This is a genomic window from Sphingomonas sp. So64.6b (assembly GCF_014171475.1).
Classification (GTDB): Bacteria; Pseudomonadota; Alphaproteobacteria; order Sphingomonadales; family Sphingomonadaceae; genus Sphingomonas; species Sphingomonas alpina_A.
Genome location: NZ_CP048817.1, coordinates 2,602,823 through 2,619,050, shown reverse-complemented (window position 1 = coordinate 2,619,050; position 16,228 = coordinate 2,602,823). Strand labels below are relative to the sequence as shown.

At 62.7% G+C, this 16,228-nt stretch carries 21 protein-coding genes; 8 read left to right on the top strand and 13 right to left on the bottom strand.

Going from position 1 to position 16,228, the window contains the following annotated elements:
- Positions 1–17: 17 nt before the first annotated feature.
- The 6 genes from G4G27_RS12460 to G4G27_RS12435 all read right to left on the bottom strand — a co-directional run bounded on the left by G4G27_RS12460 (position 18) and on the right by G4G27_RS12435 (position 4,150).
- Positions 18–659: a glutathione S-transferase family protein gene (locus G4G27_RS12460; RefSeq protein WP_183108961.1), complete on the bottom strand. Its 642-nt coding sequence runs from the start codon at positions 657–659 to the stop codon at positions 18–20.
- Positions 656–1,075: an SRPBCC domain-containing protein gene (locus tag G4G27_RS12455; RefSeq protein ID WP_202049569.1), complete on the bottom strand. Its 420-nt coding sequence runs from the start codon at positions 1,073–1,075 to the stop codon at positions 656–658. Before G4G27_RS12455 ends, G4G27_RS12460 begins: the two co-directional genes overlap by 4 nt.
- 20 nt (positions 1,076–1,095) lie before the next feature.
- Positions 1,096–1,431: a metalloregulator ArsR/SmtB family transcription factor gene (locus tag G4G27_RS12450; protein WP_183108959.1), complete on the bottom strand. Its 336-nt coding sequence runs from the start codon at positions 1,429–1,431 to the stop codon at positions 1,096–1,098.
- 121 nt (positions 1,432–1,552) lie between these two features.
- Entirely contained in the window at positions 1,553–1,888 is a 336-nt protein-coding gene (locus G4G27_RS24000) for a hypothetical protein (protein WP_202049568.1), read from the bottom strand.
- A gap of 399 nt (positions 1,889–2,287) precedes the next feature.
- Positions 2,288–2,920 (bottom strand): PQQ-binding-like beta-propeller repeat protein, encoded by a 633-nt coding sequence (locus G4G27_RS12440; protein ID WP_183108958.1) that lies wholly within the window; start codon positions 2,918–2,920, stop codon positions 2,288–2,290.
- Positions 2,921–2,929: 9 nt separating this feature from the next.
- Entirely contained in the window at positions 2,930–4,150 is a 1,221-nt protein-coding gene (locus G4G27_RS12435) for a helix-turn-helix domain-containing protein (protein WP_183108957.1), read from the bottom strand.
- Positions 4,151–4,248: 98 nt separating this feature from the next.
- Between G4G27_RS12435 and G4G27_RS12430 the strand changes: the two genes are divergently transcribed.
- The 4 genes from G4G27_RS12430 (at position 4,249) to G4G27_RS12415 (ending at position 6,041) form a co-directional block, all read left to right on the top strand.
- Positions 4,249–4,503: a hypothetical protein gene (locus G4G27_RS12430; RefSeq protein ID WP_202049567.1), complete on the top strand. Its 255-nt coding sequence runs from the start codon at positions 4,249–4,251 to the stop codon at positions 4,501–4,503.
- 68 nt (positions 4,504–4,571) lie between these two features.
- Positions 4,572–4,901, top strand: coding sequence for a metalloregulator ArsR/SmtB family transcription factor (locus G4G27_RS12425; protein WP_183108956.1), 330 nt, complete (start codon positions 4,572–4,574; stop codon positions 4,899–4,901).
- Positions 4,898–5,389 carry an SRPBCC domain-containing protein gene (locus tag G4G27_RS12420; RefSeq protein WP_183108955.1) on the top strand — a complete coding sequence of 164 codons (492 nt, stop codon included), beginning with the start codon at positions 4,898–4,900 and terminating at the stop codon, positions 5,387–5,389. The genes G4G27_RS12425 and G4G27_RS12420 overlap by 4 nt, the downstream gene beginning before the upstream one ends.
- The gene (locus tag G4G27_RS12415; protein WP_183108954.1) at positions 5,382–6,041 is read left to right on the top strand and encodes a glutathione S-transferase family protein; all 660 of its coding nucleotides are present in this window, start codon (positions 5,382–5,384) and stop codon (positions 6,039–6,041) included. The genes G4G27_RS12420 and G4G27_RS12415 overlap by 8 nt, the downstream gene beginning before the upstream one ends.
- Before the next feature lie 46 nt (positions 6,042–6,087).
- On the opposite strand, the gene G4G27_RS12410 is transcribed toward G4G27_RS12415, so the two are convergent.
- The gene (locus G4G27_RS12410; protein ID WP_183108953.1) at positions 6,088–6,987 is read right to left on the bottom strand and encodes a LysR family transcriptional regulator; all 900 of its coding nucleotides are present in this window, start codon (positions 6,985–6,987) and stop codon (positions 6,088–6,090) included.
- A 101-nt stretch (positions 6,988–7,088) separates the two neighbouring features.
- Between G4G27_RS12410 and G4G27_RS12405 the strand changes: the two genes are divergently transcribed.
- Positions 7,089–8,078, top strand: a complete 990-nt coding sequence (locus G4G27_RS12405) for a zinc-dependent alcohol dehydrogenase family protein (RefSeq protein WP_183108952.1) — start codon at positions 7,089–7,091, stop codon at positions 8,076–8,078.
- Between the two features lie 254 nt (positions 8,079–8,332).
- Here the strand turns inward: G4G27_RS12405 and G4G27_RS12400 are convergent, their stop codons facing one another.
- A complete protein-coding gene (locus tag G4G27_RS12400) occupies positions 8,333–9,163 on the bottom strand; it encodes a LysR family transcriptional regulator (RefSeq protein WP_183108951.1) in 831 nt (276 codons plus the stop codon).
- Positions 9,164–9,260: 97 nt separating this feature from the next.
- Here G4G27_RS12400 and G4G27_RS12395 point away from each other — a divergent pair, with 97 nt between their 5' ends.
- Both G4G27_RS12395 and G4G27_RS12390 read left to right on the top strand, forming a co-directional pair.
- Positions 9,261–9,689: a 4-oxalocrotonate tautomerase family protein gene (locus G4G27_RS12395; protein ID WP_183108950.1), complete on the top strand. Its 429-nt coding sequence runs from the start codon at positions 9,261–9,263 to the stop codon at positions 9,687–9,689.
- 56 nt (positions 9,690–9,745) lie between these two features.
- Positions 9,746–10,621, top strand: coding sequence for an N-acyl homoserine lactonase family protein (locus G4G27_RS12390; protein ID WP_183108949.1), 876 nt, complete (start codon positions 9,746–9,748; stop codon positions 10,619–10,621).
- 413 nt (positions 10,622–11,034) lie between these two features.
- Here the strand turns inward: G4G27_RS12390 and G4G27_RS12380 are convergent, their stop codons facing one another.
- On the bottom strand, positions 11,035–11,646 hold the full coding sequence (locus G4G27_RS12380; RefSeq protein ID WP_183108948.1) for an NAD(P)H-dependent oxidoreductase: 612 nt from the start codon (positions 11,644–11,646) through the stop codon (positions 11,035–11,037).
- A 79-nt stretch (positions 11,647–11,725) separates the two neighbouring features.
- Between G4G27_RS12380 and G4G27_RS12375 the strand changes: the two genes are divergently transcribed.
- Positions 11,726–12,340 carry a TetR/AcrR family transcriptional regulator gene (locus G4G27_RS12375; protein WP_183108947.1) on the top strand — a complete coding sequence of 205 codons (615 nt, stop codon included), beginning with the start codon at positions 11,726–11,728 and terminating at the stop codon, positions 12,338–12,340.
- A 26-nt stretch (positions 12,341–12,366) separates the two neighbouring features.
- On the opposite strand, the gene G4G27_RS12370 is transcribed toward G4G27_RS12375, so the two are convergent.
- The 4 genes from G4G27_RS12370 to G4G27_RS12355 form a co-directional block, all read right to left on the bottom strand.
- A complete protein-coding gene (locus tag G4G27_RS12370; RefSeq protein WP_183108946.1) occupies positions 12,367–12,837 on the bottom strand; it encodes an OsmC family protein in 471 nt (156 codons plus the stop codon).
- A gap of 116 nt (positions 12,838–12,953) precedes the next feature.
- Complete coding sequence (locus G4G27_RS12365; protein WP_183108945.1) at positions 12,954–13,787, bottom strand: TorF family putative porin; 834 nt, start codon at positions 13,785–13,787, stop codon at positions 12,954–12,956.
- A 177-nt stretch (positions 13,788–13,964) separates the two neighbouring features.
- Positions 13,965–15,467, bottom strand: coding sequence for a SulP family inorganic anion transporter (locus G4G27_RS12360; protein ID WP_183108944.1), 1,503 nt, complete (start codon positions 15,465–15,467; stop codon positions 13,965–13,967).
- On the bottom strand, positions 15,467–16,162 hold the full coding sequence (locus G4G27_RS12355; protein WP_183108943.1) for a carbonic anhydrase: 696 nt from the start codon (positions 16,160–16,162) through the stop codon (positions 15,467–15,469). The genes G4G27_RS12360 and G4G27_RS12355 overlap by 1 nt, the downstream gene beginning before the upstream one ends.
- Positions 16,163–16,228: the final 66 nt, after the last annotated feature.

Below are 16,228 nucleotides of genomic sequence, written 5' to 3'. Positions count from 1 at the left end.
TTGCATCTCGACAGTCTCTAAGTAGCGACGGCGGGCGGCTCCCCCTTGGCAAAATGCGCCATCTGGTCGGCATGGGCCTTCTTGAATGACGGACGCTCCGTGATCCGCGTCACATAGGATTCCGTCGCCGTTCGATTTCCGAACGAACGAACCTTTGCCACGCGAAGAACATCGGCCATCAGCAGGTCCGCGACAGTGAAGCGGTCGGCAACCAGCCATTCCCGATCCTTCAGGATGCCCTCCATGTGGTCGAGGCGGCCTTCCAACCAGCCGGTCAGCTGGTTGTCCTTGGCGCCGGTCACTTCCAGGTACCACCAGGGGACTGAAACCATCTCGACCGAGTTGAGCGCGGCGATCGTCCATTGCAGCGTATGGGCTTCTCCGGCAGGATCGCGCGGCATGAGTTTTTCGCTTTTTCGGGCGATATGCAGCAGCCCCGCGCCGCTCTCGAAGATCGAGATGTCGCCATCGGTCAGCCATGGCACCTGGCCGAAGGGTTGGTGGGCGAAATGCTCGGCGTTGCGGTCGGCGAATGGTACGCTCTCGACGCGATAAGGCAGCCCGGCTTCCTCCAGCGCCCAGCGCAGCCTGATGTCGCGTACAAAGCCACGCGGCGCTTCGGGAACCCAGTCATAGGTGGTGAGGGTCAGGTCGCTCATTCTTTCTCTCCAAGAAAAATCGGCAGTTTGTCGAGCAGGCCGTTCCAGCCTTGCTCATGGCTCTCTCGCGCTTCTTCGTCGGGCAGATGCTCATGGATCAGGGTCAGCTCGGTGCCACTGTCGAGCGGCCTCAGCAGGAACGTCACCAGCGATTCCCGTTCGGGCATGCCGGCCCATTCCCAAGTAAAGACCAGCTTCTGCTCTGGAAGCACTTCCCGATACACGCCGGTGGGGTTGTGCTCGTCGCCGTTCAGCAGCCCGAATATGATGCTGAACCGGCCGCCGGGGCGCACATCGGCCTCGGCCTTGAGCGTCGGCCCGGCATCAGGGCCCCACCATTGCAGCATCTGTTCGGGCCGGGTGATCGCCGCCCACACCTTGCCGGGCGAAGCCTTGATCTTGCGAACGATGGTCACGCTGGGAAGGCTGCGACTCATCACGCATCATCCTCTTCGACAAAAGCGACAAGCCGGTCGATGCTCGCCGTCCAAAAGCGCTCATAGCGTTGGAGCCACGCCATTGCTTCCTGCATCGGTCCCACCGACAGGGTTACCGCCACAGTCCGGCCGGTCTTGGTCCGGGTGATCAGCCCGGCGTCGGACAGGACGTCGAGATGCTTCATCATCCCTGGCAATTTCAGCGACAGCGGCCGGGCGAGCTCGCTGACCGAAAGCCCCGGTTCGTCCTTCAATCGCATCAGCACTTCTCGCCGCGTCGGATCGGCGAGCGCGGAGAAGGTACGGTCGATCTGGGCTGCCTGATACTTCACCATGTAGTGAAGTATTGCCGGTGCCTGAGGCGGATGTCAACTTCCGCAGACCGCCCGCGGATATTGCCGCATGATTGCCGCGTGAGGTGGATCTCTCGATGTCAGGGGCCGATTTAGATGCTCGTTAGGCCTCGACGCTCTTTGCGATAGCAATCGTCGGATTGCGAAAGCCCATGGCGATCCACGCCCATAGCAGTTTCGCGTAGAACGACATCGACTGGCGCTGTAAATTCGGGATGTCGGTGGGCAACGCCGACGGATCGGGATGGTCGTGGACCATTGTCCGTACATCGGGCTTTGGCCGCACTGCGTCGGGCCATAGGTGTAGATAGACGCTCAACCAATGCGCGCCTTTTAGTTCCAGGAAGATCGGCGTGTTACAGCAGACGGCCACCATGCGGCGCGATCCGCGCATCGGCCGAGAGGCGAAATTCTGCCAGCCGCTCTCCTCCAGAGGCAATCCGTACGCGGTCCTTGCGATACTCGGCGCAAGCGGTTGCCCCGTAAGACGTAAGCATGGTCTTCGCGCCGGGCAACGTCGCAAGACGAACCGCGGCCGTTCTGCAACTGTCGCACACGCATTCGGTGACCAGGATTGGCGGTCCTGACACCTCAAGGCGGGTCAATCCACAAGCGCATGCGATGTCGGTACTTTGATCCACCGTGTGTGATCCTTCTATGTGGAACCGGCACCGGATCGCCGACAAGGACTGACTGCCCTCATCGTGGCGGGGGTCATGCGAAAGATAACATTCAAAGATCGTCGAAAAAGGCCAAGGCATATTTATGGTCGGCGCTCTTCTCCTCTTCGTGGCATCCGTTTTGTCCTGGAGCTGACCATATTGGGCGTCGTGGCAATTCAGCCAGGATGGCGGACCGCCCTGAGCTTACCGGTCTCGCCGCCCCCACAGAAGAACCGGCGACCGCCGTCCGACTCCAGACCTGACACGCCAATACCGGAGGGCATATCGAGCCGCTCCAGAACTTCTCCCGTGGTCGGGTCGATCTGCCGCAACTCGCTCTCGTCGTTTTCCCATGTGGCGTGCCAGAGCTTGCCATCGACCCAGGTGACGCCGGTCACGAAGCGGTTGGATTCGATGGTGCGCAGAATTTCGCCCGTTTCTGGATCGACCTGATGAATCTTTCGGTCCCGAAACTGCCCCACCCAGAGCGTGCCTTCGGCCCAGGCAAGGCCGGAATCGCCGCCGTCGCCGGGTGCTGGAATCGAGGCGAGCACATCGCCGGTTTTCGGGTCGATCTTGTGGATACGGTCCTCGGCGATCTGGAACAGATGCTCGCCATCGAATGCCGTGCCGGCATGCGCGGCGATATCGATCGAGCGGGCCGGCTCTCCATTGGCCGGATCGACGGCGGTGAGCTTTTCCCCGGATGCCAGCCAGATATAGTGGCCGTCAAAGGTAACGCCGTGCACGGCATCGACCCCCGGAAAGGGGCCATATTCGCGGATGATTTCTGCTGCTGATCTTTTCATGCTTCCCTCCTAAGCGCCCGAGAGCGGCGCGGGGAGTAACAAGGTCGTCGTGAATCCGGGCATGGGCGGCGTCGTCCAGCGGCGCGCGCGCCCTTGACCGAACGACTGGACCTTGCCGTCCAGCGCCAGTGAGTCGAGCGCCCGTTGCACCGTGCGCTGGCTGGCGTCGAGCGCAAGGGCGAGTGCTGAGCTCGACCATGCTTCCCCATCGGCAAGGAAGGCGAGCACCGCGGCATGCTTTTCCTCGACGGGGCGCGCCAGCACGACGACGTCGTGTGCGCCGCGCGGCACCAGCACGAATCCACGCTTTGTGGCAGTCACCCGGGCCATTGTCCGCAACGTCGCACGGAGCCGCCCGATCTCGACCCGCAACCGCGCGCGATGCGATTCATCGGCAGTCTTCGCTCCGAATGCGCGGGCGACAAGCATGTCCCGCGACATGTCCCCCGGCCAGGCCTCGCCCAACGCGCGTGCGAGCGCGAACAGGACCGGACGCCGGGCGAGCGAGACCATGGCGTCGGGGTCGCGTACCGTGTTCCTGCAGGCGTCGATCACGAGCGCCGAGGACATCTTCAAGGCTTCGACCTCCTCAAGCAGGAGGGGCCGTTGTTGACCATGCGCGATCAGGCGCGCTGCAGGTGTGTCGAGCAAAAGAAACGCGCTTTCGACCTCCGCCATCAGTGCGGGGATGCCGGCGGCACGCGCAGCGCGATCCGCCCGGACAAGCGCGGTGCGGGCATCCTGTGTGCGAAGGCGGCGCAGCGCGATTCCGGCAAGGATCAGCTGATGGGCCGCATTCAGCGCAGGTGGGAAGGGCGCTGGGTTGAGTTCGGAGAGCATCCGTTCGGCCGCGTCGAGGCGACCGATCAGGAGCAGGCGCCGGATCTCGATATACCGCGCATGTGCGGCGTTTGTCCGGTCGCCATGCCCTTCGAGCGTCGCCCGCGCCGCATCGAGCGTCCTGGCGGACCAGCCCAAATCGCGAGAGGCGAGCGCGATCTCCGTCTCGGCGACGATGCATCGCGCGCGGGCCACCGGTTCTTTCGGGCCGAAGGCGCGCGCGGCTTGCCGCAAGAGCGCCTTTGCCCGGACGAGCTCGCCGAGCTGCGCCATCGCCGTACCGCGAAGCGCGAGCGCGGGCGCATCGTCGCGCAACGCGACTCGCTTCAACGCGCCGAGCGGATCGCCTGCCGCGAGTGCTTGGGCGGCCGCGGTGATCAGCGAGTCCATTGCAATCCCGACACACTTGTCACTCCCGCTTCTCGCTGCCGGGGGTCTAACTCAGCTTATCGACATCAACCAGCGCGCATCATTGCCGGAGAAAAATCGTGAGCGAAGCCAATCGCCGTGAACGCAGCGATACAACCGCACTCGGCGCGGCAGACTGGTTATCCCTGGCGGCGGCCCCGACTTTTGCCGCCATGGCGCTGTCCATCGCCGTTCTGGGCAGCGGTCCAGCGGACATGCTCTGCGCGGCGGTCCGTGGCGACTCGCCGCTCAGTGGCATGGCCGCAATGTATCTATTGATGAGCGCCTTTCATTCGGCACCCTGGTTCAGACTCATCTCCAATTGGCGACCCTGAATCGTCAGGTTATCCAAATTCTATACATTAGCATTGACTAATCAATTAGAGATGGCTAATCGATTCGCATGACTGAAATTGCAACCATCGACGCCGTGATGCGCACGCTCGCCGACCCCACCCGGCGCGCTGTGTTCGAACGGATCGCCAGATCGGACGAGATCACCGTGGTCGAACTGACGCGCGGGAGCGGGGTGACGCAGGGCGCCATTTCCCAGCACCTCAAGTCGCTGCGGCGGGCGGGGCTGGTTGCCGAGCGGCCCCAGGGCCGGAACGTCTATTATCGTGCCAATCCCGAAGGGCTCGCGCCGCTGGTGGAATGGATGGATCATTACGCGGTGTTCTGGCGCGACCGGTTCGCCGATCTCAGAAACCTTTTGAAGGAGATTGACCCATGAGTGACACAGCGATCATGGCCGACAGCCAGGAAATCATCGTCGACGAGGTGTTTCCCCACACCCCCGAAACAATGTGGAAAACCTTGACCACGGCCGAACTGATGAGCCGCTGGTTGATGCGGCCGACCGGCTTCGAGCCGGTGAATGGCAATCATTTCACCTTCCAGACAACCCCGGCCGGGGCATGGGATGGAGTCATCCGGTGCGAGGTGCTGGACGCGATACCGAACCAGCGGCTGACCCATTCGTGGTGTGGCGGACATGACGACAATCAAGGCTATGGTTCTCGTCTTGAGACCATGGTCAGCTGGACGCTGACCCGGGTCGATGGCGGCACCCGCCTTCGCCTGGTGCATTCGGGTTTCGTCACGCCGAACAATGATTTCGCATTCAAGCACATGAGCGAAGGCTGGCCGAAGGTTCTCCAACAAATCGACGCCATCACGGGCGAGAACGACGTTGCCGAAGTGGAAAATACCAATGGATAAGATCACCGTCACAGGATTCCGCTGGGTCCCGCTCTTTGCCCAGGGCCTTGTTCGCGATCTTCGCGTGCGCTGGGCGCTGGAAGAGGCCGGGCTCCGCTATGAGGCTCAGTCGATCGAGTTGGGGCAAAAGGATTCACCCGAATATCGTCGGCAACAGCCCTTCGGACTGGTGCCTGCGTTCGAGGCGGATGGTCGGCAGCTGTTCGAATCCGGCGCCATCGTGCACCAGATCGCAATGGAGTCGGAGGCGCTGATGCCGCCTGATCCGGCCGGCCGTGCCGACACACTCGCCTGGATGTTCGCCGCGCTCAACACGGTCGAACCGCCGATCCAGAACCTGTCGGTGATGGACTTGCAGCAGAATCACGAACCATGGGTCAAGCTGCGCCGCCCCGGTGCCGTGGATGCGGTGAAAACGCGGTTGACCGTGCTGGCCGGCTGGCTCGACGGGCGCGACTATCTGCTCGACCGGTTTAGCGCGGCCGACGTGCTGATGGCGACCGTGCTCAGGCTCATTCGGCATACCGATATCGTCGCCGAATTTCCGGTGGTCGATGCCTATCTCAGGCGATGTGAAGCACGGCCGGCATTCCAGAGGGCACTGAATAGTCAACTGGCGGCCTATGCGCAGAACATTCCCGTCGCCGCTTGAGCGTCAGGCGAAATTGGGGTTGGGGGCGCCTGCCGCCCCCTTCAACCTAAGCCATGAACCGGGGCAATGAAGCCGCCAGCGCATCGATGGCGAGGCGTACTCTGAGCGGCAGATGCGGCGTCGGCAGCCACAGCGCGTGGCTGTCATAGAGGAATTCCGGCTGATCCGGAAATAGCCGGATCAGCGCACCCGTTCCAAGCCGCTCACGAACCAGCCATGATGGGAGCCAGGCCAGGCCCATCCCCGCGACCGCTGCATCCGCGATCGCGTCGAGATCGTCGAGCCGCAGCCGGTTGACCGGTATGATTTCGAGCGGGGACTGGCCATCGCGCGGGAAAAGCCAGGGCGGAATGCGGCCCGATCGCCGGTAGATGATGCCGTGATGCCCGGCGATTTCTTCAAGCGTTGCCGGCCGCCCGTGCAGATCGAGATAGGCCGGCGATGCACAGACGATCATGCGCTGCCGCGCGACGCGGCGCGCGATCAGTCCGCCCTTGTCCTCCAGCGTCCCGGTGCGGATGGCGAGGTCAAAGCCATCCTCCGCCAGGCCGGCGAGACGGTCGCCAAACGTCAGATCGAGTTCCAGCGTGGGATGGCGCCGCGCCAGATCCAGCAGAATCGGTGTTACGCAGTGCCGGCCGAACAACACCGGCATGGTTACGCGGAGCCTGCCGCGCGGTTCGGACAATTGGTCGGCGGCCAGCGCATCGGCCGCATCGGCTTCGGCGAGCACCACACGGCAGCGCTCATAATAAGCGCGCCCGAAATCCGTCAGACTCTGACGGCGGGTCGTCCGGTTGAGGAGGCGCACGCCGAGCCGTTCCTCGAGCGATCGGACATGCTTGCCGACCATCGGTCCGGACAGATCGAGCGCGGTCGCCGCAGCGGCAAACGACCCCAGATCGACGGCTTTGACGAACACGGCCATGCTCGCAAGGCGATCCATATTAAATACCTGTGGTTTCTACTGTTGTTCTCGATCTGCCATTTATCGGCATTATCGCGATTGTCATAGGTCATTCAGCTCATTTGATTTGGAGTTTGCTAATGGCACGCGTTGTACGTTTTCATGAACTTGGCGGTCCCGACGTGTTGCGTATCGAACAGGTAGACGTCCCAGCGCCCGCACCGGGCGAGGTCCAGATTCGCGTCAAGGCCCTTGGCCTCAACCGCGCCGAGGCGATGCTGCGAACGGGCAATTACATCGAGACGGCGCCATTGCCGTCGGGTCTTGGGCTCGAGGCCGCGGGCGTTGTCGCGGCGATCGGCGAAGGCGTGGACGGGTTCGCACTGGGCGATGCCGTCAGCGTCGTGCCGCCGCCGTCGATGGTCCGCTGGCCTGCATATGGCGAAGTGGCGACTTTCCCAGCGCACCTTGTCGTCAAGCATCCATCATCGCTGAGCTGGGAGGCGGCGGCCGCCGTCTGGATGCAGTATGTCACGGCCTATGGCGCGTTGATCGATATCGCCGGGCTGCGTCGCGGAGATTTCGTCGTTATCACCGCAGCATCCAGCAGCGTCGGGCTTGCCGCGATCCAGATCGCCAACATGGTCGGCGCGACGCCGATCGCGGTCACCCGGACGTCCGCCAAGAAGCAGGCGCTGCTTGAGGCCGGCGCTGCGTATGTCGTGGCTTTGGCGGAAGAAGATCTGGGCGAGCGGCTGACCGAAATTGCCGGCGTGGATGGGGTGCGCGTCGTATTCGATCCGGTCGGCGGCCCCGCGTTCGAACCGCTGACCGCCGCGATGTCGCGCGGCGGCATCCTGATCGAATATGGCGCCCTGAGCCCCGAGCCGACGCCCTTCCCATTGTTCGCCGTGCTGACCAAGAGCTTGACCCTGCGCGGTTATCTCATCCACGAGGTTGTCGGCGATCCGGTGCGGTTGGAGGCGGCCAAGGCATTTGTGCTTGACGGCCTGACATCGGGTGCACTCAAGCCGGTGATTGCCCGGACCTTCCCGTTCGAGCAGATCGTGGCGGCGCATCGGTTCCTGGAATCGAACGAGCAGTTTGGCAAGATCGTCGTGACGGTGTGAAATTCTTCGCCGCGAGTTCTGAGTCTGGTTCGAAATTATCCTGTTTGATGTGAGTGCCACGCGATAGGTCGGGTGGAAGAGGCGGATCGAAGCGAGATCGAGTCATGTCGAGGCCGAGGCGAAGGCCTGCTCGAAGCCCTTTGTGGTATCCGCGCATGCACGGGCCGTTGCGAAGCGCTGAGGGTGATTGATCGTGTGTGCGCAGATACAGCATCACATTCCGAACATGCGCTCACGGTCACTGGCGCGGGCCTTCATAATTCCAGCGCCTCTCCAAAGACTTGCTCGAGCGAGCGTCTTAATTCGCCTGGCAAGCGCGCGTACAGTACCACTTCGCCTGTGGGCAACGCGGGTAGCGCGACGGGCTGAAGGTCCGGATATTGCTCGGCATGGCCAACCGCGCTGACGCCAATCTTTTCGCGAACCGCTGTGATGACCGCAGCCAATGAATTTGCCTGAAAACAGATCCGGTACTGAATCGACCGGGCTTGCAGGGCATCAATCATCGCTGCCCGCACGGCGCATGGGCCGCGCACGACGGCAAGGGGAACAGGACGTTGCTCGGCGATCGCGGGGTCGGCAGCAAGCCAGGTCAGCGTCTGCATGAAGAGTGGGGCCCCATCCCGCCTTTGCGCATCGCGCCGTAGAATCGCTGCGTCGGCCTCACCGCTATCGAATGACGTACGGACTTCCGCAGACAGCCCGATCTCCACATCGAACTGGTGTTCAGGCCACCTCGAACGAAGGCGCATCATCGTCCGGCCAAGCGCCGGCCCCACCGCGTGCTCACTTACCGCGAGCCGAACCCGCATCCGCGGCGGCGGCCCGGCAAGTTCAGCAACGGCGGCATCATTCATCGTAACGAGGCCCCTTGCATGCGGCAACAGAGCTTGCCCAGCCGCCGTCAGGCCCACCGATCGCGACGTACGAACGAGGAGACGTGCCCCCACAACAGCCTCAAGACGATTCACGCGCATGCTGATCGCCGACTGGGTCGTACCCAGGGCCTCAGCGGCCGCGGTGAATCCACGGAGATCAACGATCGTTGCAAAAGCCCGAAGCTGGGCGAGGTCGAGGTTCTTCATCTATCACCATCCGTGATCATACTGACGTCTCCGATCCTCTACTGTGATCCTGCGGAGATACCTAGGTAGGACCTGCACAGCATCTGGAGCCCTCATCATGCCGATTATCACCGTGAAATTCGCGACGCCACGTCACACGGGCGATTTTGAGGCAGCTATCGCGTCGGAAGTCGCCGAGCTTTCCTCAAGCTTGCTGAAGAAAAACCCTAGTCTGACCGCCGTTGTGGTCGAGCGGGTGCCGGCAAACGCGTGGTATGTCGCAGGGCAGTCGCTCGAGACGCTTGGCAAAAGCAGCTTTTGGCTCAGCATCAAGGTGGTCCAGGGAACGAACACGAAGGACGAAAAAGCACTTTTCGTCGCGGCCGTGTTCAAGCGGATGGCGGATTGCCTCGGCGACCTGCACGACGAGAGCTATGTCTACGTCGAAGAGGTGTACGCGGACAGCTATGGGTTCGGCGGACGTACTCAGGAAGAGCGCTACATCCTGGCACGTCACGAGTTGATCGCAGCGCAAGGGCTGGCTTGAGTCCCCCACGCCGCTGGCCGCCGCACCTCCTTTCCTCACGAACGGGACTCCCTTCCATGTCAATCGTTGCCTCACTGCTGTCTGCTGCGCTTGCGCTTGTATCAGCGGATCCGACCTCAACTCCTACAAAGCCGCAGGTGGAGGTTGTGACGTTCGATTGCGGACAGTTGCACTTCACTGACCTTGGGCCCTTCTCCGACACCGGCGAATATGACGGTCGACCCGGCGTGTTGCAGGCGTCCTGCTTCCTTATACGTCATCCGAATGGAAACCTGCTGTGGGAGGCCGGGCTTGGCGACGAAGTCGCCGAGGCGCCTGCCGGAGTGCAGCGCGCGAACTACCGTGCGGTCGTGCGCCACACCCTCAAGGTTCAGCTAGCCGATCTCGGCCTGAGGTATGACGACATCGACTTCTTCGCTTTCTCGCATGGCCACGCCGACCATCTGGGTAACGCTAATCGGCTCAAGTCAGCCATCTGGCTGGTCAATACCCGTGAGCTCCAGTGGATCAACGGCACGCCGACACCAGGGCGCGTCGATCCTCGCCTCATCGCGGCGCGGCCGACGGGGCAAACCCGCCTGATCGATGGGGATTACGACGTATTTGGCGATGGATCCGTGCGCATCCTCTTCGCTCCCGGACATACACCCGGCCATCAGGTACTTCTCGTCCGGCCCGCTCATGGCGGTCCGCTGCTCATTTCGGGCGATCTATTTCACACCCACGCGAACCGGCGTCACCGGCGTCTGCCGGTGTTCAACGTCAGCAGAGCGGATACCCTCGCATCGATGGACCGGATCGAAACAATCGTCCGAGAGACCGGCGCGAAGGTCATTATAGAGCACGCAGCGGAAGACATCGGTCCCCGTCTCCACGCGCGCGTCAGTGTCCACCGCTCTCGTGCTCGCTTGGCGACCGGGTCACTCCCTTGACCGTCAGATCAGCTGGCGTGACTGGGAGCATTAGCAACAAGTACGAACGGGTTGAGTGATGATCTGAACCGCGCCGAGCTTGTCTAGGCTCCAACTCCTGAAACGATGGAGCGATGATAGGCAAGGCAACAAGTATGCGCCCGATGTCTGCGAGCGCGCGGTGCGGATGGTTTTGGATCACGAATCCGGCGCATCGTCCATTTGCGCGGGCGGCCGACAGGCGAAGGCGGCGGAAGAACGCCTCCAGAACCGCCCATTCGTCGTCGGTCAAATCGCATGCAACGCCAGCCCCGGCTCGGGTATGGGGCGCCGGTGGTATCAGGCCACTTTTTTTCGCGAAACCCATGAATTAATGACAGGCGCAGCCTCAAGCTACACGTTGATGCTGCCCAACTTAATTTCGGATCAGCCTCTCAGCCTGCCGCTTTGTCGTCGCATCGGCAGGGGGCGGCGACGAGGGTGCGGCCGATCGCGCGAGCGGCACTCAGATGGGAGGCCGGGTCCTGTGTTTCCGAATCGAGCAACAATTGGGACGTGAGGACGCGGGCGCCGCAGTAATCGAAGATGCCATGGTCGATCTGCGTCTTCATGGCGCCCAAATAGCCGTGCCGCGCATAGGTCGACGCATCGGCGCCGGCGACCGCGACAAGATGTACCCGCAAGTGGCGAAGCTGCTTCTCCAGCCCGGCATCGGGACTGAAATCGAACGCCCAGCCATTGGCGAACACGCGATCGATCCAGCCTTTGAGCAGGGCGGGCATCGACCACCAATAGACCGGATAGACCAGCACAAGCGCGTCGGCGCGATCGATCCGTGCCTGTTCCGCAGCGACGTCGGCCGGAGGCGGCGCTCGCCGCCGATGGACGGCCAGGTCGGCGGCGGTAAAACGTGGGTCGAAGCCTTCGGCCGCGAGGTCTGCGATTTCGACGCTGGCGGACTCGGACACGCCCAGCGCGATCTGCTCGGCGATGCTGTGGCTCAGCGATCCGGGTTCGGGATGCGCGACGGCGATAAGCGCATGCATGGCGTAAACTCCTGCTGACCGATTGCGGTCTGATCGAACCGGCTATATACTTATGGTAAGTTACCTTTGGTATATAAGCATGTCAAGCGTTGTGCCGGTTGAAGAGAGTATTGATCCGCAGCCCCGTCGCCGCCTGGCCAGGGGCGACCGGTATCGCCAGCTGCTGGATGTCGCATGGCAGCTGGTCAGCGACGAAGGTACCGAAGCACTGACGCTCGGGCGTCTTGCGGAACGGGCGGGCGTCACGAAACCGGTCGTCTATGATCATTTTGGCATACGGTCCGCGCTGCTGGTGGCGCTCTATCGGGATTTCGACGAGCGTCAGGCCGCGTTGATGGATGCGGCACTTCGCGAGAGCGAGCCGACGCTTGCAGGGCGTGCGACGGTGATCGCCTCATCCTATGTCGATTGCGTGCTCTTGCAGGGCCGCGAGATACCGGGGGTGATCGCGGCGCTGGCCGGCTCGCCCGAGCTCGAAAAGATCAAGCGCGACTATGAGATCGTGTTCATCGAAAAATGCCGGACTGTCCTCGCACCTTTTGCGACGACCGGCACCATTGCATCGCCCGGCCTATGGGCGATGCTGGGTGCCGCGGAAGCCCTGTCACATGCTGCCGCGACCGGCGAGATCAGCGCCGGCGATGCGCAAGAGGAACTCTTCGAAACGATCCTGACTATGGTCGCCCGAAATTAGCCTTTCGCGGGCTGATCGCAGGGCAATCAATCCTCGTGATAGGTCGCATCATATGCGACCGGGAAATTCACCGATCGCGCGATGAAGCAATAGGCGTGGATTTCCTCGTGGATGGAATCGGCACGCTGCAGGTCCGCCCCGGCTTTGACGCGGATGGTCGGGCGCAGCGTGGCGCTGACATATCGGCCTGCACCGTTCGGGCTCGATTCCCCGATGCCGATCGGATCGTCCTCATAGCTGGTGACGACGATCCCCGCCTGACTGGCGAGGTGCAGGTACCAGAGCATATGGCATGCCGATAAGGCGGAGAGGAGCAGATCCTCGGGGTTGGGCAGGGCCGGGTCCCCGCCGAGCAACGGGTCGTTAGAACAAGCGATCACCGGTTTGCCCGGTGTGCGGATTTCCCAGTTGCGGTCATAACCGCGATAGCTCTTCGTGCCGTCGCCGCGGTTGCCGGTCCAGATGATCCTGGATTCGAACGGATGCTGTTTCGACATCGATATCTCCCGTGTGGCGATATCCCATCTATGGTCGAAATCGCGGTCGCCAAGTATTTCTTGTCGTCATGGGTCGATTAGCGGCGCCGACCCATGCAGGCCGGCGCCGTCTGCAGTCAGAATGCGGCAGTCGCCGAGAACACGACCTGCGCACCGGCAATCTGCGACCCATCCTTGGTCGAAGAGAAGTTCGGCAGCAGATAGGCGGATTCCGCGCGGCCGATATCGGTATCGACATAAGCAACGCCCAGCGTCACCGGGCCGACCACTACGTCGGTGCCGACCATCCAGTCCCAATATTTGCCGGTCGGGGCGAGGCTGGTGCCGTTCGGGCCCAGGCCGGCATTGCCGTCCGAATAACCGAGATGCGCTTTCAGCGTCACTGGCGTTTTGGGGATTCCGGCGCTGGCGTCGGCCCAGACATAGAGATTATCTTCCTTGTCGCCCGGCGCATTGGGTACGCCGAGCGCGCTGTCCGCACCGCTATAGAACCAGCGACCCAGCGCTTCCTGTGAGGGCGCATAGGCGACGCCGGCGAGCAAGGTGACCGGCCCGACCGTGCCGGACAGTTTCACATAAGGCTCGGCGAAGTCGGTGTTCGAGAAACCGCCCGGATACATGTACCAGGTCAACCCGACATCAAGCGTGCCGCCACCGACCGGCAGTTTGTAACCGCCGTAAATGTCGAGCTCCATATTGGCGCCGCCGAAAGTGCCCCAGCCAGCAAGGTTGGAACCCCATACGCCGGCATAAAGGCCGCTTTTGTGCGTGACGGTGGCGCCGCCCTGCAGCGCCATTTCCTTGTCGGTCTGCGACACGCCGCGAAAGCGATAGTCGGAGACAAGGCCGACGCTACCGGTGACGGTAACCGCTTTGGGTGGTGCCTCTTCCTGCGCGAAGGCAGGGGCCGCGACGGTCAGCGCCGCCGCGGCAAGGATACGATTGATCATGGAATATTCCCCTTCTTAAAGGCGTGAATATCCCTCCTGCGCCCGCCAGCTGCTGCATCTCGCCCCCTCCTTTGGGGGAGGATGGGGTGGTGCGGCTTGGCTTTCGGGACCTTTTTTCTACTGACCGGCTATTTCCCGGATGCATCCCGATCGTGACAAAACATGTCCGTCGACCGCTCAGGCGAGCTTTGCGCGCAGCGCGCCCGAGCCACCTTCCAGTTCGATCGCCATGCCGCGATCGCGCCGCCGCTGCAGCCAGTCGCTCAGCATCTCCGCCATGGTGTGGTCGATCGCGTCGAGCTTGCCGAGGTTCAGGAGCAGCGGACGATCATGCGGCAGCGCGTCGAGCACGCGGCTCAGCTTTGGCAATGCGACGAAGGTCGCGGCACCGTCGAGGCTGATCCGGCTGGTCGTGTCATCATGCGCTTCGTCCACACGCAGGCGCAGGCGACGCCCATGGGGTACCAATTCGACCAGCGACAATGCCAAACCGACGAGCACGCCGGTAAGCAGATCGGTCGCCACGACCATCACGAAGGTCGCTGCCCAGATCAACGCCGGCAGTATGCCATAGGATTTGAACAAATGGCGGACATGGCTGAGGCTGACCAGACGCCAGCCGGTGACGACCAGGATGCCGCCAAGCGCCGCCATCGGGATCTCGCGCAACAGCCAGGGGAGCAACGCGACAAAACCCAGGATCCATGCGCCATGCAGGATCGTCGACAGCCGCGTCGTCGCGCCGGCCTGGACGTTGGCGGAACTGCGCACGATCACCCCGGTCATCGGCAGAGCGCCGGCAAAGCCGCACAGCAGATTGCCGATGCCCTGTGCACGCAATTCCTTGTCGTAATCGGTGCGTACGCCGTCATGCATGCGATCGACCGCCGCCGCCGACAGCAATGTCTCGGCGCTGGCGATGAAGGCGATGGCGAGGGCGGTGGCGATGATCGCCGGGCTACCGAGGATCGAGAAGAAACCAGCGCCGGGCACATCGACCGCAGCGAAGATCGAGGCGGGCACATCGACCCGGTTGACGCCGAGGCCAAACAGGATCGCGGTGAGCGTGGCCACAAGAACGCCGACCAGTGCGCCGGGGACAAGCCGGAGCGCGGCGGGGCGGAACTTTTCCCAGGCGAGCATTGCGCCGATCGTGACCAGACCGACGATAAACGCGATTTCGGTCGCCTGCATGTCAGTCGCCGAAAGGCCGAACAGACGAACCGGCATGAGCGCGAGATTCTCCAGTCCGCTCGACATGGGCTTTTCATCGAACAGCACCTGGAACTGGCCGATCACGATCAGCGCGCCGATGCCGGCGAGCATGCCATGCACCACCGCCGGCGAAATCGCGCGGAACCAGCCGCCAAGTTTGAAGATGCCGGAGACAACCTGCAAAGCACCCGCCAGCACGAGGATCGGGCCGAGCGCGGATATGCCATGTTCACGCACCAGTTCGAATACGATCACCGCCAGGCCGGCGGCGGGGCCGCTGACCTGAAGCGGCGAACCGGCAAACGCGCCGACGACGAGCCCGCCGATGATACCGGTGATCAGGCCCTTTTCGGGCGGCACGCCCGATGCGATCGCGATGCCCATGCACAGCGGCATCGCGACCAGGAAGACGACGATCGAGGCGGTGAAATCGCGCGCCAGGATCTTCGAGGTAAGCGCTCCCATTATTCGGCTGCCTGCAGAAAGCCGATGTCCGAAGCGAAGCGCTGCTGATGCGGCAGCGCGACCGGCAGCGGAAGATCCTCACGCAGGGTCACGAAGCGGCCCGTCTCTCCATCGAGGCCGAGTACCTGACCGGCATGAATATCCACGAACCAGCCGTGCAGCGCGATCTCGCCGCGCGCGATACCCGACGCAACCGAAGGATGGGTGCGCAAATGGGCGAGTTGGGTCACGACATTTTCTAGCGACACAGCGCGGACGCGCTCGCCATTGGTAAGCTCCGGATAACCGTCGGCGACGACTTGCTGCGCGGCATGGCCATGGCGTAGCCAGGCGGCGACATTGGGCATCGCTGCGAGCAGCCCCGGCTCGGCCAGCGCTTTCATCGCGCCGCAGTCCGAATGACCGCAGACGATAATGTCGCGCACGCCGAGTGCGACGATCGCATATTCGACGGTCGAGGATACGCCGCCATTCGCATTGCTATAGGGCGGGACGATATTGCCCGCGTTGCGGCATACGAACAGGTCGCCGGGTTCGGCCTGCATGATCTGTTCGGGCACGACGCGCGAATCCGCACAGGAAATCATCAGTGCCTTGGGGAATTGTCCGTCCGAGGCGAGCTTGCCGTAAAGCGCGCTCTGGTTGGGGAAGACCTGCTTCTCGAAACTGAATACTCGACCGATTAGCTCGTTCACACCATTCACTCCTCTGGCCCAAAGCCGGGCGGGGTAGGAGCGTGAATTAGGGAGCATGCTTTGCTG

Excerpts from the sequence above, each read along its gene's own strand:
- G4G27_RS12460 (WP_183108961.1), bottom strand. The coding sequence starts at position 659 with ATGAGCGACCTGACCCTCACCACCTATGACTGGGTTCCCGAAGCGCCG.
- G4G27_RS12450 (WP_183108959.1), bottom strand. The coding sequence starts at position 1,431 with ATGGTGAAGTATCAGGCAGCCCAGATCGACCGTACCTTCTCCGCGCTC.
- G4G27_RS12440 (WP_183108958.1), bottom strand. The coding sequence starts at position 2,920 with ATGAAAAGATCAGCAGCAGAAATCATCCGCGAATATGGCCCCTTTCCG.
- G4G27_RS12435 (WP_183108957.1), bottom strand. The coding sequence starts at position 4,150 with ATGGACTCGCTGATCACCGCGGCCGCCCAAGCACTCGCGGCAGGCGAT.
- G4G27_RS12425 (WP_183108956.1), top strand. The coding sequence starts at position 4,572 with ATGACTGAAATTGCAACCATCGACGCCGTGATGCGCACGCTCGCCGAC.
- G4G27_RS12420 (WP_183108955.1), top strand. The coding sequence starts at position 4,898 with ATGAGTGACACAGCGATCATGGCCGACAGCCAGGAAATCATCGTCGAC.
- G4G27_RS12415 (WP_183108954.1), top strand. The coding sequence starts at position 5,382 with ATGGATAAGATCACCGTCACAGGATTCCGCTGGGTCCCGCTCTTTGCC.
- G4G27_RS12410 (WP_183108953.1), bottom strand. The coding sequence starts at position 6,987 with ATGGATCGCCTTGCGAGCATGGCCGTGTTCGTCAAAGCCGTCGATCTG.
- G4G27_RS12405 (WP_183108952.1), top strand. The coding sequence starts at position 7,089 with ATGGCACGCGTTGTACGTTTTCATGAACTTGGCGGTCCCGACGTGTTG.
- G4G27_RS12400 (WP_183108951.1), bottom strand. The coding sequence starts at position 9,163 with ATGAAGAACCTCGACCTCGCCCAGCTTCGGGCTTTTGCAACGATCGTT.
- G4G27_RS12395 (WP_183108950.1), top strand. The coding sequence starts at position 9,261 with ATGCCGATTATCACCGTGAAATTCGCGACGCCACGTCACACGGGCGAT.
- G4G27_RS12390 (WP_183108949.1), top strand. The coding sequence starts at position 9,746 with ATGTCAATCGTTGCCTCACTGCTGTCTGCTGCGCTTGCGCTTGTATCA.
- G4G27_RS12380 (WP_183108948.1), bottom strand. The coding sequence starts at position 11,646 with ATGCATGCGCTTATCGCCGTCGCGCATCCCGAACCCGGATCGCTGAGC.
- G4G27_RS12375 (WP_183108947.1), top strand. The coding sequence starts at position 11,726 with ATGTCAAGCGTTGTGCCGGTTGAAGAGAGTATTGATCCGCAGCCCCGT.
- G4G27_RS12370 (WP_183108946.1), bottom strand. The coding sequence starts at position 12,837 with ATGTCGAAACAGCATCCGTTCGAATCCAGGATCATCTGGACCGGCAAC.
- G4G27_RS12365 (WP_183108945.1), bottom strand. The coding sequence starts at position 13,787 with ATGATCAATCGTATCCTTGCCGCGGCGGCGCTGACCGTCGCGGCCCCT.
- G4G27_RS12360 (WP_183108944.1), bottom strand. The coding sequence starts at position 15,467 with ATGGGAGCGCTTACCTCGAAGATCCTGGCGCGCGATTTCACCGCCTCG.